Genomic DNA, 15,940 nt, shown 5'->3' with positions numbered 1-15,940 from the left:
TTGGGGGCTTAGACAACGAAACGGTCTTCCTCCTGGTAAACCGGAAGAAGACCGTCATTATTATTCCGTAAGAGAGGCGAGATCCGATACGATCGCCTCCAGAACGTCGGAAGAGATATTCGCCTGGGGGAACGCGGCCAATTGGCTAAGCGTGAATCCGCTCGCCATCCCCGTCATCGGATTCGTCGCGAACCCCGGGAGATGCTTCTCGAGTACCTCCTTCGCGCCCTCGCTCGCCAGCAGGTCTCCCAGCTTGGAATGTTGGTCGAAGCCCATGTCCGTCACCTCCTCTCTTCATCTTGACGAGCCGGTTCCACATCCAGCAATGCAGCGCTATCCAAGTAGTCAAGAAGGACAGGAAGATCGCTTCCATCTGGTACAGAACGTCCCGGAAGAAGTTGGTTGTCTTCACTTCTTGCCGATCCTCCTTCGTCCGGAAGCCCCTTCCCGTTAAAGCCGGTTTCTATGGATTCGGGTGAGCTCTCTGTTGAGGGCGTAGATCAGTTTATCGGTGAAGTGCTCGGGAGCCATCGTCGCCAGCATATCGATCGTGAAGCCTTGCGTCATGGCGTAAGTCGGCCTGTCCCTGAAGTCCGCTCCGAAGTAAGTGGTCAGGATAGCCTCCGCCTCTTTATTTTCATAGAGCTCCTTAAACGTACACCGGGTGGAAAAAACTTCGTCCGTTATTACCAGCTCTTCCGGCTCTTCCGCGCCCATGTCGGGAAGCTCGAACCAGTTGCTCGCTTCTTCTCCTTTGTCGACTACAGGAGCTTCATAGCTTGGATTCGGTTCTTCCGCTTTATTAAATCTGGCGATATCCTGGTATATGGCACCGTTATCGCGAGCCTCGGCACGGATCTCATTCAGCCCTTCCGCGAGCATGACATCCTCGAAGACGAATATCCTCTCCCCGCCGGAGATCGTTTGAAGCCTCTCGCCGTTAACGTAAAGCGTCACTTCTTCGCAATTCGAATAAGCCTTTACCCGAATGCTCTCTTCCGCCCGGTCCACGAAGCGTTTGCTTGTCAGGTGGACGAACTTCTCTTCGGACCAATGCGCCTTATACATATAGAAAGCGTCCTTCTTGATTCTCCGGTCGTAGGTGACGAGCCCTTTGTTGTTCCTTCCCTTCACTCCGCCTTCATCGCGGATATTGGCTCCGAAGTCGAACATGTTCCACACGTACGTGGCCCAGAGGAACGGCTTCTTCTCGAAAATCCGCCAAGCGACTTCATGGTACAGCGCATGGTATTCTTCCGAGTAATCCTTCACCTTCGGCGCGGAGCTGTGGTATTGCACGATTCCTTCCACTCCGTATTCGGAGATGCACAGCGGCCGGTCCGGATTGATCGCGTGGAACTTGTCCAGCCAAGGATCGAAGTCCTCCGTCTTGCCGTGGTACCAGCCGTAATACTTGTTGTACGCGACCGCGTCCGTCATCCGGTTGAATTCGTCCTTCTCGTCGACGAACAGGACGTTGGCCATCGTCGTGAGCCGAGTCGGATCTTCTTGCTTCGTTAACTCGTTAAGCTCCTTGACGAGCCTTCTGACCTCGGGCCGCTCCCCGCCGATTTGGATCTCGTTCTGAATCCCCCAGAAGATAATCGAAGGATGATTGAAATTCTGTTTGATAAGCTCGAGCATCTGCTGCTTGGCGTTTACCCCTTCCAGTTCGTTCTGAGACATGATGGAGATAAAGGGAATCTCCGCCCATACCACCATGCCCTCTCGGTCGCATAAATCGTAGAAAAATTGGCTGTGCTGGTAATGGGCGAGGCGAATGGAGGTCGCGCCGATCTCCTTGATCAGCTCCATGTCTTCGACCTGGTCTTGCTCCGAGATGGCCCAGCCCTTGTCCTTCCTGTCCTGGTGCCTCGACACGCCGCGAAGCGGCAGATGCTCGCCGTTCAGGAAGAACCCCTTCTCGGGGTCGACATGGAAGTATCGGACGCCGAACGGAATCGCGAGTTCGTCGACCGTATCGTTGAAGCTCGTCAGGCTAACGTTTGCCTGGTACAGATAAGGATTCCGTCTGCCGTGCCACAAATTCGGACGGTCGATCACGCAAGACAGCGTTTCGGTTCTTAGCTCGCCCGCGGCCAGAACGACCTCCTTGGCGGCATACGTAACGGGATTCCGGTCGGCATCGGCAATCTCCGCCCAGAGCCGAACCTTTCGGGCTTCATCGCTATCATTGACGAGTCTGGCCTTTATCGACAGCGAAGCCTTCTCCCGCGAAACCTCTTGCTGAACGATATAAATGCCGTTCGAACCGTCGTCCATCGCGTCGAAGTGGACGGGATTCGCGATCAGCAGGCTAACCTCCCGATAGATGCCACCGTAGAACGTAAAGTCCGCCTTCTGAGGATAGACATCGTCCACGACGGTATTATCGACTTTGACGGCGATCGCGTTCTTGGCTCCGAATACGACGTCCTCGGTTATGTCGAATCGGAAGGCGGAATAACCTCCTTTGTGCCGGCCCGCATGCCGACCGTTCACGTAAACATCGGCAATGCTATTCGCGCCGGCGAATTCGATGTACACTTTTTTCCCCTGATCGGAAGAGTCCAAGGCGACCGTCCTTCGATACCAACAGGCGCCTTGATAATATTCGTACCCGTTCGCTCCGTCCGCCGCGTTCCAGGTATGGGGAAGATTCACCTCGTTCCAATGCTCGTCTTGGCACGTCTCGAGTTCGGCTTTATCGACGTCTTGACGGATAAATCTCCATCCCTCGTTGATTAGAATTCGTTTTCTCATTCATCTTCACGCTCCCCGGTCTGCAAGCTTCTCTCTATTCAAGATCCCTATCCTCTATGATAGGGCGCAACGATATCCCTCGCTAACACTCTGACGACTTCTCGACTAACGGTTTGACGACTAATGGAGCAAAGGACCGACGTAAAAAAAGGCTCGCCGACGTACGGCGGAGCCTTAAGATTGCGAAATCCCCGAATGAGCCTGGTTGCGAAGCTCCGTCGGCCCGATCCCGGCATACTTCTTGAACATCTTGGCGAAGTGGGAGAAGTTGGAGTAGCCGACGGACAGCGCGATGGCGCTTATGGGGATATTCGTTTGGAGCAGCAGCTCCTTCGCTTTGTTTATTCGCGCCAACAGAACGTAGTCCGAGATCGAATACCCCGTTTCTTTCTTGAATATTCGGGACAAGTAATCCGGATTCAGAAACACCTGCTCGGCGATGAATTCGCGCGACAAGTCCTGATCCATATTCTGGGCAATATAGCGTTTAACCGTGTCGACGACGGTGTCGTTCTCTTTGGCGGCCTCGGCTTGAAACATGGCTTTGCCCAGCGCATGATGAACCCAGGTCAGCATATGCGGGACGGAGCGCCCCGACGCTTCCGAGAGGCTTCTGGATTGCTCGTCCCCGAACAGCCGATGCGCTTGAATTCCCTTGGCGTTCAGGAACGAATACAACGCCTGCATAAAATCTTGGCCGAATCGATGAAGAGTCTCGGCATCCATCCCCAGATTGCGGACGAGATCCTCCAGATATCTCTCGACTTCTTGCTTGACGGCCTCCTTCGTCCCGGTCTTGAGCAAGGACGGGAGCGAGTCCAATTCCGGCAGGCGAGCAGGAAGATCGGAATCGCCCGAATCATCCATAAGGAAGACCCGATTAAAGAAAGCGACGTTGTTGCGGTCCCGCTCCCGCAGGGAAGCGACCAATCCGGCCACCTCGTGCGCTTCGGCCGATTGGCCCAAGTAACAGGACAAATGGCAGTAGAAGTAACGATGGCAAGACTCCACGAAGCCTTGGCAAGCCAGCCTCAGGCTCTCTTCGTCCCAATCCGTATTCCGTTCCGCCATCAAAATAACGAGCAGCAGCCCGCGGTCCAACGAGAAGCATATTCCGCTCGCGCGGCTCCCGACAATCATTTCCTCGGCGCTGTTCTTGATCGCGTATTCCAATATCTTCTCGTCCCTGCGCTTCAACTCTTTATTCCACCTGTTGACGGAGATCAGGATCGGATAGAACGCCGAGCCCTCCGCGATCGGAAGATGGTTCCGTTCTACCTGCTCCCGGACCGCGGCCGGAGAACTGGGCGTCGAATGGTTGATCAGGTCCAGCCAGAAGCGTTCGATGAGGAATAATTGATGCTTCTGCCACAGTTGATGGATCTTGCTGTTCCGGTTATTCTCGCTGTTCTGTTCGATGACGCTCCGGGCTTTACGGATGGCGCTCTCCAATTCTTCCGAGAGGACCGGCTTAAGCAGGTAGTCAAGGCTTCCGAGCTGAAGCGCTTGTTTGGCGTATTTGAAGTCGGCATGGCTCGTAATGAAGATCGTTGCCGTATCCGGAGAATGCTCCCGAACCCAGTCCAGCAGCTCCAGGCCGCTCCCCTGGGGCATCTCGATATCGCACAGCATGATATCGATTCTCTCGCTCTCGAACCACTCTTTGGCCTGTCTAATGTTATTGGCGGTGTAAAGCTCCGATATTCCGAGCTTCTGCGGATCGAGATCCGCTTTAAGGCCTTCGATGGCATGAATCTCGTCGTCGACGATCAACAAGCGGTAGTTCATGGCGCTTCCTCCGTCTCGGGATTCACCGGAAGGACGATCGTGACGACCGCGCCGCCGGTGCTCGGATCGTTGTCGAACTCGATGGACATCTCTTCTCCGTATAGAAGCTTTAAGCGACGCTGGACGTTCCAGATCCCGATATGTTCCCCCTTATCGTTCTCTACGCTTCGGCCCGCTTGCAATTCGCGAAGAATAATCTCGTCAAACCCGACGCCGGTATCCTGTATGGCGATCTTCACCCTGGAGCCGCTGTTCTCGTCCAAGAAATCCATCCCCACGGAGAGATGGACGGGCTTATCCATCGTGACCGCGTGTTTGATCGAATTCTCGACGAACGATTGAATGACCAGCGGCGGTATCGGCATGCTCTCCAAATAATCCGGAACCTCCAGGCTCCAAGTCAGCTTGCCCGGAAAACGCAGCGTCTGAATGCGCAAGTAGTTGCGGGTGTGCTCCAGCTCGTCCTTCATGCGAACGAATGCGGTGTTGCTTCTGAACATGTAGCGGAAGTAATGGATCAAGGACCGCGTCAGCTCCATCGTCAAATCGAAGTTTTTGACTTTGGCCAAATTATAGACGATGTTTAACGAGTTCAGGAAGAAATGGGGGTTTACCTGAAGCTGCAGCCGCTGCAGCTCTTCCCTTTGCTTGTTGATTTGCTCCTCGTAGACATTGACCCGAAGCGTCTCGATCTCCGTCATCATGGAGTTGAACGAATCCCCGAGAATTCGGAATTCGTCCGAAGCGCCCTTGCGCATGTTCACGCGAATGCTCCAATCCCCGCTGCGAACCTTCTTCATCGAGACGAGGACCCGGTACAGAGGAGCTAGGATCGCCTGCCTCATGTAATAAAGACCGACCGGAATAAAAAGCACGCAGCCCGCGGTTATGAACCAGATCAGTCCTTGAAGGTACGGAAGCCTGTCGAGGATATGATGGTCCTCGATGGCAGCCACGAGCCTGAAGCTCCCCCGGACGGAAGGGGACTCGACGATCAAGTATTTCCGGTCCGAACCGGACAAGTAATAGCTCTCTTCGCTCCGGTGCAATCGGATGCCGCTCGCGCTGACGAGCTTGCTTTCGGTAATCGTTTCCCCTTGGTCGTCCGCCAGCAGGACAGCCCCTCCCTCGCCGATCTGAAGGGAATTCAGCGGCTCCAATAGCTGATCCGTGCTCACCAGCGCGCCTAAATAAACGCCGCCTGTCTGAATAATATCGAACAAGTAATGATTGTTTCCGATTCGGGCATAATGCCATCTCTGCATGGAGCCGTCTTTGGGAATAGAGCCGGATTCGATCAGATCGATAAGATAAAGCTGGATACGGTCCCTCTCCTCGATCGTTAGGTTCTGCGACTTATAGACCTCCATATAGTCTTGCCTGCGCTCCTGGTAGACGAAGAACGAGCTTAGAGAGCCGTATAAAGTGATATCCCGGTTAAGCTTATTGTATAAATAGGTCTTGGAGCTGTAATACTCCGAATCCGATTCGGCGCTTTCCAGAGCGACCAGGTCAAAGCCGGCTATTCCCGACATGGAGTTCATATACGCATCGATATCGTTCAAGCCGCCGTCGATTTGATTCATGTATAGGGTAAGCATTTTTTTATAAGAATCTGCGACCTGCCCCCGCACGACATCGATGGCATAAAGATTGTTGTACAAGAGCATGGCGACCAGCGGCCCCGTCATCAGCAGCACGCTCAAGATCAATTTGAATCTTAAGGAACCTCGCCACCATCTCGACTTTAGGTTATGCATGCTGTCGGCTCCTTCATCGATTCGTTTCTACCATAATAAACGCATATAAAGATCAAGCGCCACAACCAATATGTGTTGGCTGAGGCGCTAGTCTCTTGCCGGAATCGTCAGCCTTTGACGGCGCCGATCATGATCCCTTTAATGAAGTATTTCTGGAAGAACGGATAGGCGACCAGAATAGGCAATACTCCGATGACCGCGATGGCCATCTTGACGGAGTCGGTCGGCATCTGCGACAACGCTTCGCCTGCGTTGCCTGCCATATTCGAGTTGATATACTGGATATCCTGCATAATCCGGTTTAGCAGATTTTGTACGCTGAAATAATCGGGGTTCGTGATATAGATCATCCCGTTCTGCCAGTCGTTCCAGTACATGATGCACGTAAACAAGCCGACGGTAGCTAGGACGGGCGTCGACAAGGGCAGCACGACGGACCACAGCGTCCGGTATTCGCTCGCCCCGTCCAGATGCGCCGATTCGATCAACGCCGGGGGCACGGTCGTCTGGAAGAACGTTCGCATCATCATCACGTAGAAGCCGTTCGTCAGCAATCCCGGGATGATAAGAGCCCAGATCGTGTTTTTGATCTCGAATAGCTGCGTATAAACCAGATAGGAAGGGATCAAGCCCCCGTGAAAGAGCATCGTGAAGAACACGATGAACATGATCAGGAACCGATGGGGCGTTTCTTTTCTGGAGAGCGGGTAGGCGAGCAGCGTCGTCAAGGCAAGTCCGGCCACCGTACCGAATACCGTTACGAATATCGTCACTCCGTAAGCCCGAGCGATGTCGGAACCTCGATTGATCAAATAGTCATAGGCGTCCGTGCTGAACTTATGCGGAATAAACGAATAGCCTTGAGCGACGATCGCATTCTGGTCGGTCAACGATGCCGAGATGAGCAGCACGAACGGAATCAGGCAGAACGCGGCGAACAGGAACAAGGAGATATGGCTGAACCAGGTTAATCCTCTGCTTTCGCTTTTCATATCGGTCGCCCCCCCTTAGAACAGTGCATTGTCTTTATTTTTTAGTCTTACGATGTAGTTCGCCAGCATGACGAGAATGAAGCCGACGATCGACTGATAGAAGCCGGCCGCGGTGGACATTCCGATATCGCTGGTTCCCATCAGCCCGCGGAACACGTAGGTATCGATCGTTGCCGTCGTCTCGAACAGTGCGCCGGAATTGAGCGGAACCTGGTAGAACAAGCCGAAGTCGGAATAGAAGATCCGTCCTACGTTGAGCAGCGTCAGCATGATGATGACCGGCGTCAGGATCGGGATCGTAATCCGCAATATCTGCTGCAGGCGGCTGGCTCCGTCCAATCGGGCAGCTTCGTAATACTCCTCGTCGATTCCGAGCAGCGCCGCGAAGTACACGATGCTGGAATACCCGACCGTCTTCCAGAAGTTGACGATCGTCAGGATCCAAGGCCAATACTTCGTCTCGCTGTACCACATGATGCCTTCGTCGATGCCGAACCAAGGAAGGACCGTTTTATTAAGAAACCCCGTCTCCGGACTCAATAAAGCGAAGACAAGATAGCTGACGATGACCATGGAGATCAGGTGCGGCAGCGTGATAATGCTCTGATAAGCTTTGAGCAAGGTTCTGTTCTTGATCTCGTTGAGCAGGATCGCGCAGGCGAGCGACAGAACGGTTCCGAGAAGGATGAACACCAGATTGTAGAGAATCGTGTTCCGAGTAATGATGTAAGCATCGGACGTCTTGAACAAGTATTCGAAGTTCGCGAACCCTACCCAATCGCTGTCCAGGATGCCTTTGGAGAAATTCACGTCCTTGAACGCGATGATGAGCCCGAGCATCGGGAGATAATTGTTGATCAGCAGGTAAAGAAGGCCCGGAATCATCATGATCAGAAGCGGAGCGTATTTCCGATAACGGTTCGTCCTTGGTTCTTTGCCTACGGCCTGCTGGGCGTCTGTTGCGGCGGCTTGTGCCATAGTCTTTCCCCTTCCTCTTGTCGTTTAGCTGGTTTAACTAGCCTTATCATAAGCGATGGTTTCTGCGCCAACTAACGGAATGACGACTTTTTGGATATCGCTTTGACGACCTTTTCCAACGGCAAAAAAAGAAGCAGCCAAGCCCCTAATCGGACCTGGCTGCTTCAACATAGTTATAAGGAATCGGAGCTTGCGATCCGGCCGAGATGATAGGCGCTCGGCTTCGGCTTGCGCTCCTGCGTAGCCCGATCCACCGCGATCAGCCCGAACGTCTTCGAGAAGCCTAGCTGCCATTCGAAGTTGTCGAGCAGCGACCAGTGCATGTACCCGATAACCGGAATACCGTCCGCGATGCAGGCGTGCACCCCTCTAAGGGCACGGTCGATGAATTCGATGCGACGGGTATCGTCATCGGTCGCGATCCCGTTCTCGGTGATGAAGAGCGGCTTGGCCAGATGCTTGGAGACGAAGCGGACGACGGCCCCCAATGCCTCCGGATAGTACTCGTTCCCCATCTGCGTTGTCTCCGCATCCTTGGGAACGGGCAGCGCGCCGTCCGGTCCGTAAACCATGCGCGTATAATTCTGAACGCCTAAATAATCGTCCGCCTCCAAGTAGGGAAGGAATTGAAGGAATTCCTCGTTCCAGGCGTGCGAAGCATGCTCTTCTCCGCCCGGGATGGACTGGATGTCATAGAGAGACAACGACAGACCGATCCGGGTATTCGGACTAATCACGCGAATGGCTTCCCTCGCGCGCGTATGCGAACGGAAAATAACCTCCAGGCCCTTCTCCGTGCGCGCGCCATGGAAGGAATGAACCTCTTGGGGAGGAAGTCCGAAGGCTTTGCCTACTTCCATGAAATAAGCAACCATCCGGCTCTTGTCCGTCGTATTGATCCCGACTTGCGCCTGGCCGTCCCCTCCCGCTTGATGCCTCTTGATGATCTTGGCGATTCCGATGGAGATATTCGCCTCATTGATCGTGCAAACATAAGGAATGAGCTCGCCCAGCTCCCTCATGACATAAGCACAGTATCTGGCGAAACGCTCGGGCGTGTCTTCCGACTCCCATCCGCCGGCGCGGATCAGCCATTGCGGGGAAGAGAAGTGGTGCAGGGTGACGATCGGGGTTACGTTCATGCTCAGGCACGCAAGCAAGACTTCCCGGTAGTGGTCGATAGCCGCTTGATCGAACTTCCCTTCCTCCGGCTCGATTCTTGCCCATTCGATAGAGAACCGATAGGAGTTCAGCCCGAACGAGGCGAGCAGCCCGATATCTTCCTTAAAGAGCCGATAATGGTCGACGGCGATGCCCGATGGTTCTCGGTAAATAGACCCCTCCAGATTCTCCATCAGCCAGAAATCCGAATGGACATTGTTTCCTTCCACCTGATGGGCGGCCGTAGAAGCCCCCCAGTAGAATCCGTCGGGAAAACGAAGCGTCATGATGAAATATCCTCCTTTAAATAATCCCGCTCCGAAGAGCGGGATATCGGTCTGTTATTGCGATTTTTGAGCTGCCCAAGCGTCCAGTTGTTTTTGCTTCTCCGCGATGACTTTGTCGATACCGGCCGTTTTCAGCTTCTTCTGGAACTCTTCCAGCTTGTCGGCGGGATCGACCGTTCCCGTCTCGATAATCTTCTGATATTGCTCGATGACGTTGTTAAGCGCCGTGATTTCGTTCTTGACGGAAGAAGAATCGAAGGCGAATCCGAGCGCCTTGGACTTGGAAGCGGATGCGTTAAAGGCTTTGATTTGATCCCACAAATCCGACTCGTTTCCTTTGAAAATATGCGTGATCAACTTATTGGCGACGGTCAGGCTCGTGATGTTGTATCCGACGCTCTGGCTGTCGACGCCCGAAGGATATTCGATTTGGCCGTCCGAATTCTTCACGTAGTGCTTGCCTTCGATGCCCCACGCGAACAGGTTCGCGAGATCGCTGTTCGTATAAAGAAGATTGAGCAGCATCATCGCTCGTTCCGGATTCTCGGATTGCTGGGCGATCGTCCATAATCCGATGAGAATATCGGAAGTCGTCGAGTAAGCGTCCTGCTGAAGATCCACCTCGACCAGCTCGCGGCCGACCAGCTTGGTTTCTTCGGCCAACATGCTCGGCTTGCTAGCCATGAAGTAAGCGAACGCCTTGCCGGACTTGACCATGTCCTCCGAAGTCGTTTTGGTCGTCGCGGCGTCTTTATTGATGAAGCCGGCCTTAAACCACTTATGCATCAGGTTGACTTGATTGGCATATTCAGGAGTTTCGTACAGATTGACCAGCTTCAGGCCGTTGTCATAGCCGGGCAGAACCCCGTAGCGGTCTCCCATGCGGTCGTAGAACCGATCGTATTCCAGAGGCGACACCAACCCGCTTCCGATCGGCACCATTCCCGGCTCGTTATCCTTGATCGTCTGGAAAACAGGCTCCAAATCGGCCATCGTATGGATCGAGGCCAAGTCGATGTTATACTTCTCGACCAGATCTTTGCGCATGTACACGCCCGATTTATTCGCATACGCTCCGGTGATAGGAACGCCATAGACGTTGCCCTTCAACGACGCGGCCTTCAAATAATCGGCGCCGACGGCCTCGACCGCTCCTTGGCCGTATTTATCCAACAAGTCGTCGAGCGGAAGGATTTGTCCGCTGGCCACCGTGCTGTCGTACATCTGTCCGAACGTATAGGCCAAATCCAGCTTCTCGCCGCTGGACATCATCAGATTCATCTGCTGGGTCCAAGTCCCGATGCTGATCGGCAGGATGGTTACGGTCGTGTTGATTTGAGCTTGCGTGATCTTGTTGATCTCGGCTTGAACTTCGGCGAGATCCGGCGGAACGGCCCCGAAGACCGGAAGCGCCATCGTCAATTCGTACGGGTCTTTGATCGCATCGTTGGCATTGCCGGACGGCTGTTCGGAAGCCCCTCCCGAAGACGGGCTGCCGCTCGGGCTGCTGCCGGAGTTGTTCTCGTTGTTCGAGGAACATGCGGCCAGCATGCTCAAAGTCAGAATGGCAATCAGCACCGCAATGATCGGCTTCATTTTCCCTTTCATCGTTTATCCCCCTGTAGGTTTGAATGACTTGCTGGACTCAGTATAACGATTAGGATAAACGCCAACTAACACTTTGAAGACTTGTTGGATAACGCTTTCACGACTTTCCTGGCGCGCCTCTTCGCATTAGAGCCCATTATTGGGACAAAGATAGGATCGTCATGAAATCCATGCGTTTGTCTTCCAGAATCCGATAATCCGCATAATCGTAATAAGCCGGCGTGCTCGCCTTTCTCCCGTTCCCGGTCGCGTAGAGCGCGAAGAAGACGCCGGTAAACCCTCCCGCGACTTCCTTGGTTAGGAACGCCGTTTCTCCTTGGCCCAGAACTTGAGGAGGGTTGCCGGGAGCCGCGTACGTAAAAGTATACAGAAGTTCATTCGCTTGTACACCAAGAATGACCGTCGGCTCCTGGTACTCTACTTCCGCAGCGATAAGAATCATGCTCCCTACCCGGCGCCTTAGAATAAGCTTAGACACGCCATCCTTCGTCGCTCTCGCGATTTCGTAATGGAATTTCTCGTTCATGAAGACGGCAAGTCCCGCTTCTTCCCCTTCTTCGGCGGGTTGAAATTCCAACAAGGTCTCGAATTCGCAGTTCATATGCTGCTGTCTTCTCCCGACGAAGGCCGGGGACCCTTTATCGTTCAAGGAGCAGGCTTGTCCTCTTAGCGTCAACCAGCCCGGCCTTTCTTCCAAGGACCAGCTTTCGGGAACGGGATTGCGATAAAAATTCCATACCGGTCGCAGCTGAGCGGAGTCGAAGTCGTCACGCCGTTCCCAATCGACAGGGAGACCGAGCGGCAGGCTTCCGGAATCGTGCTCTAACTCGGCGGTTCCATCGTTGCCGACGACCGGCCAGCCTTCTTCGTTCCACCGGACGGGCGCCAGATTCGTCTCGCGTCCCAATAGATGGCGCTTCGCGTTCGCGATCGGACGGATCCCTAAGAACACGCACCACCAGCTGCCGTCCGCGGCTTGTACGAGATCCGCATGGCCTGTCGCTTGAATCGGCTTCGGCGTGCTTCGATTGGAGAGGATCGGATTGGCCGGGTTGCTCTCGAACGGTCCGTAAGGGCTTCGGCTTCGGGCGATCGTCTCCATATGCCCGTACTCGGTTCCGCCTTCCGCCGCCATTAGATAATACCAATCGCCAATTCGGTACAGATGCGGACCTTCCGGATGGCTTCCACCGGTTCCTTCCCAAATCAACCTCCTATCGCTCAACAGCTTGCCTGTCCCGATATCCAGCTCGGCCTGGTAGATTCCGACGCGTTCCCCATGGAAGTTCGACGTTCCCGTCAAGTAAGTTCTGCCATCCTCGTCGAAGAATAGGGAAGGATCGACTCCGCCCCATCCTTCCAGATAGATCGGCTCCGACCATGGACCTTCCGGACATTCCGCCCAGACATAGAAGCTCTTCTGGATGGAGATATTCGTCGTCGCGACGTAAAAGCGCCCATCATGATAGCGTATCGTCGGCGCGTAAATCCCTTGCGAGTATCCTATCGGCATTTTCCCCTCAAGAGGAAGCTGGCTCTCCCGCGTCAACACGTGACCCAACTGCCGCCAATGGACCAAGTCCTTGCTATGGAAGATCGGAATGCCCGGAAAGTAATCGAAGGAGCTCGCGACCAGGTAAAAGTCTTCGCCGACCCTGCACACGCTCGGATCGGGATGGAAGCCCGGGATCACCGGATTCTTGTAGGTTGGCATGGCTATTTCTCCTTAAATAGTAAATTGATAGCTTCCGCTTCCCGCCGTAAACGCGATTCGACCATCCTCATAACGGACATCCGGGAACTCCTCGAGACCCTTCTTCAGATCCTCTGGTTCGCCAGGGAGCATGATCGTCGCCGTCGTATTCGCCGGCACTTCGAAACGATAGGCGACACCCTGTCCCGTCTTCTCCCAACTCGATTTAATGGTTCCATAGAGGGATTCATAGGTTGCGGATGCGTGCGTTAACGTCCCTCCGACTATTGGCTTTAAGACGAAGTGCTTGAAGCCCGGGCGATCCCATTCCGGACGAATGCCGGCCGCTCCGGCGAACAGAAAATCGCATGCCGCCCCGTACGAGTAATGATTAAGCGATCCCGCCAGTTCTCCGTCGGGCTTGATCCCTCTCCAGCTCTCCCAGATCGTCGTCGCTCCCATTCGGACGGCATACAGCCAGGAGGGGCAGCTCTCTTGCTCCAGCAGCCGATAGGCGATCTCCTCATAACCGGAATCCGCCAACGCATGAAGAATGAACGGCGTCGACAGAAAGCCCGTATTCAAGCGATACTCTTGCTCGATGACCATCTGCGCAAGCCTATCGGCAACGGCTTGTTTCTTCTCTTCTTCCGCCAAATCGAAGGCTAGCGTCCGGACGTTCGGCGCTTGCCTTCCGTCCAGAATAGTGCCGTCTTCTTGAATGAAATAGGTATTATAAACCCGTTTGATTTTCTTGTGGAGGGTTTGATACTTCTCCGCCTCTTCGGCCTTCCCGATGACTCGGGCCATTTCCGACAGCAGCCTTGCGGAATAAGCAAAATACGCCGTCGAGACGTCCGGGAAGCATCCGCCTGTCTTGGTCAAGAGCGCGGCCAGATCCTTCATCTCCGTGTCGGTCTCCAGCCATTCTCCGAAATGGAACCTCGTATCCCAGATGTAATCGGCATCCCGTTCCCCATCGGCGCGATTCCGATAAGCCGGAGTATCCTGGAATCGCGGATTCGGGTTTCTCGCGTTATCGGCCATGTAATCGACCCACGCCTTCGCGGAATCGAACTGATTCTCGATAATCGTCTTATCGCCGTAGCACAAGTACATCGTCCACGGGACGATCACGGCCGCGTCGCCCCAGCCCGAAGAACCGTCCAGCATGCTGGCCGTTCCCGGCTTGCGAAACGCCATCATCGGGTTCGCGCTCGTCTTGGAGAGCCGTTCCCATTCCTCGAGGTTATGGTATCCCAGTACGGTAGGCACCGTGCTTCCGACGGACCCGTCTTGAAATTGCTCGACGGCCAGGTCGGACATCCACTTCTCGAAGAAGGGGTACACGTTCATGAAATCGGCCGCCGTCCGGCTGAACACCTGCGCGTCCCCGGTCCAACCGGCTCTCTCCCGGGTGGGGCAGTCGGTAGGAACCTCCATGAAGTTGCTCTTCTGGCTCCATCTCGAGTTGGATACCAGCTTATTCAGGAGAGGATTCGAGCAAGTAAAGTCGCCCGTCTCTTCCAAATCGGAATAGACGGCTACGGCCGTAAAGTTCTCGGGTGTCACGTCGCCCGGATAGTTCTTGACCAGCACATAACGGAATCCGAAGATGGAGAACCTCGGCCGATAGCGCTCCTCGCCTTTGCCCGCCAAAATGTAATGAACCTCTTGGAAATCCTCCAGCGTACCGTGTTCCGAGAGATTGCTCAAAGTAAAGTTCCCATGCTTATCCAGAGCCTCTCCGTGAATCAATACGATCTCGGTCCCCGCTTCCCCTCGAACCTTCATGTCGACATAGCCCGCGATATTCTGCCCGAAATCCAGAACCGTTTCCCCGTTTGGCGTTCGAAGAACGCTTGGCGTAAATCTTTCTTTCTCCCGGACCGGCACGCTGCGGGTAGCGATCAAGCTGTCCAATCCGTCCTCCGTTACATGAACGGGTTCCCAAGCGGAGTCGTCGTAGCCTGGCTCGTTCCAGCCTTCCATGCCAATTCTGGCATCATAGATCTCTCCGGCTTTCATGTCGCTTTTGAGCAAGGGTCCCCGGGAAGCTTTAAACGTCTCGTCGCTGCCAATGATTTCGCGGCTGCCATCTTCGTACTCCAGCAAGAGCTGGCCCAGAAACGCTACTTTATAGCCGAAATTGTTCTTGAGGTTGGCTCCCCCGGTCGCCCCTCTCCACCAGCCGTCTCCAAGAACGATCCCCAGAGCGTTGGCGCCTTCCTTCAGGAGAGATGTTACGTCGTACGCTTGGTACTGCAGCCTGTGAAGATAGGAGGTGAACCCTGGCGTGAACAGATCATCCGTCCCTTCGACCCCGTTTAGGTAAAAGCTATACAAGCCCTTCGCCGTCAAATAGGCTCTTGCCGAGACGAGACCCTTCTTAACGCTAAACTCTTTACGGATATAGGGGGCTGGTTTATAAGCGTCGGGATCGACTTCCTTCTCCGGTTCGATCCATCTGGCCTTCCAATCGGATGCCTCCAGCAAGCCGGTTTCGAAATAACTCGGCGAACTGTAGGACGATTCCTCTCCATGGCTGCACCATACCTTGACGCGCCAATAAACGCGCTCCGCCGATTTCAATTCGAGACCGTCATGCCGAACGTGCTGCGACTGGCTCGTTTCGGTTCGGCCGCTGTCCCAGGCCACGTCAGTAAAATGGGGATTCGAAGAAAATTGCAGTCGATAGGCGATTTGCATGACGTTCGCTTTATCGCTTCGGAGCTTCCAGCCCAGCCGCGGCTTCTTCGTATCCAATCCCAGGGGATTCTCCCGATATTCCGTACGCAAACAATAGGCTTCTAACATGCGCTGACCCTCCCAGGACTAATCTAGACATTCTTTATCCTAAAGCAGCGTCTATCGCTCCACTAACGTTTTGACGACTTTCTCGATGGAACT

10 protein-coding genes are annotated in these 15,940 nt (G+C 54.3%); all 10 read right to left on the bottom strand.

Annotated features, from left to right (window positions below; translation table 11 throughout):
• Positions 1-60 precede the first annotated feature (60 nt).
• Positions 61-276, bottom strand: coding sequence for a hypothetical protein (locus tag H7B67_RS23775; protein ID WP_185122370.1), 216 nt, complete (start codon positions 274-276; stop codon positions 61-63).
• Between the two features lie 174 nt (positions 277-450).
• On the bottom strand, positions 451-2,763 hold the full coding sequence (locus H7B67_RS23770) for a glycoside hydrolase family 2 protein (RefSeq protein WP_185122369.1): 2,313 nt from the start codon (positions 2,761-2,763) through the stop codon (positions 451-453).
• A 174-nt stretch (positions 2,764-2,937) separates the two neighbouring features.
• Positions 2,938-4,551 (bottom strand): response regulator transcription factor, encoded by a 1,614-nt coding sequence (locus tag H7B67_RS23765; RefSeq protein WP_185122368.1) that lies wholly within the window; start codon positions 4,549-4,551, stop codon positions 2,938-2,940.
• Positions 4,548-6,311: a sensor histidine kinase gene (locus H7B67_RS23760; protein ID WP_185122367.1), complete on the bottom strand. Its 1,764-nt coding sequence runs from the start codon at positions 6,309-6,311 to the stop codon at positions 4,548-4,550. Before H7B67_RS23760 ends, H7B67_RS23765 begins: the two co-directional genes overlap by 4 nt.
• A gap of 107 nt (positions 6,312-6,418) precedes the next feature.
• Positions 6,419-7,303, bottom strand: a complete 885-nt coding sequence (locus H7B67_RS23755; RefSeq protein ID WP_185122366.1) for a carbohydrate ABC transporter permease — start codon at positions 7,301-7,303, stop codon at positions 6,419-6,421.
• Between the two features lie 15 nt (positions 7,304-7,318).
• Positions 7,319-8,281 (bottom strand): ABC transporter permease, encoded by a 963-nt coding sequence (locus H7B67_RS23750; RefSeq protein WP_185122365.1) that lies wholly within the window; start codon positions 8,279-8,281, stop codon positions 7,319-7,321.
• A gap of 173 nt (positions 8,282-8,454) precedes the next feature.
• Positions 8,455-9,729 (bottom strand): glycoside hydrolase family 1 protein, encoded by a 1,275-nt coding sequence (locus tag H7B67_RS23745; protein WP_185122364.1) that lies wholly within the window; start codon positions 9,727-9,729, stop codon positions 8,455-8,457.
• 54 nt (positions 9,730-9,783) lie between these two features.
• Positions 9,784-11,337 (bottom strand): ABC transporter substrate-binding protein, encoded by a 1,554-nt coding sequence (locus tag H7B67_RS23740; protein ID WP_185122363.1) that lies wholly within the window; start codon positions 11,335-11,337, stop codon positions 9,784-9,786.
• Between the two features lie 136 nt (positions 11,338-11,473).
• Positions 11,474-13,051, bottom strand: a complete 1,578-nt coding sequence (locus H7B67_RS23735) for a glycoside hydrolase family 43 protein (RefSeq protein ID WP_185122362.1) — start codon at positions 13,049-13,051, stop codon at positions 11,474-11,476.
• Between the two features lie 12 nt (positions 13,052-13,063).
• Positions 13,064-15,847 carry a glycoside hydrolase family 78 protein gene (locus H7B67_RS23730; RefSeq protein WP_185122361.1) on the bottom strand — a complete coding sequence of 928 codons (2,784 nt, stop codon included), beginning with the start codon at positions 15,845-15,847 and terminating at the stop codon, positions 13,064-13,066.
• Positions 15,848-15,940: the final 93 nt, after the last annotated feature.

This window comes from Cohnella thailandensis (assembly GCF_014212135.1).
Taxonomy (GTDB): domain Bacteria; phylum Bacillota; class Bacilli; order Paenibacillales; family Paenibacillaceae; genus Cohnella; species Cohnella thailandensis.
The sequence above is the reverse complement of the archived record's forward strand: the minus strand, read 5'-3'. Positions and strand labels throughout refer to the sequence as shown.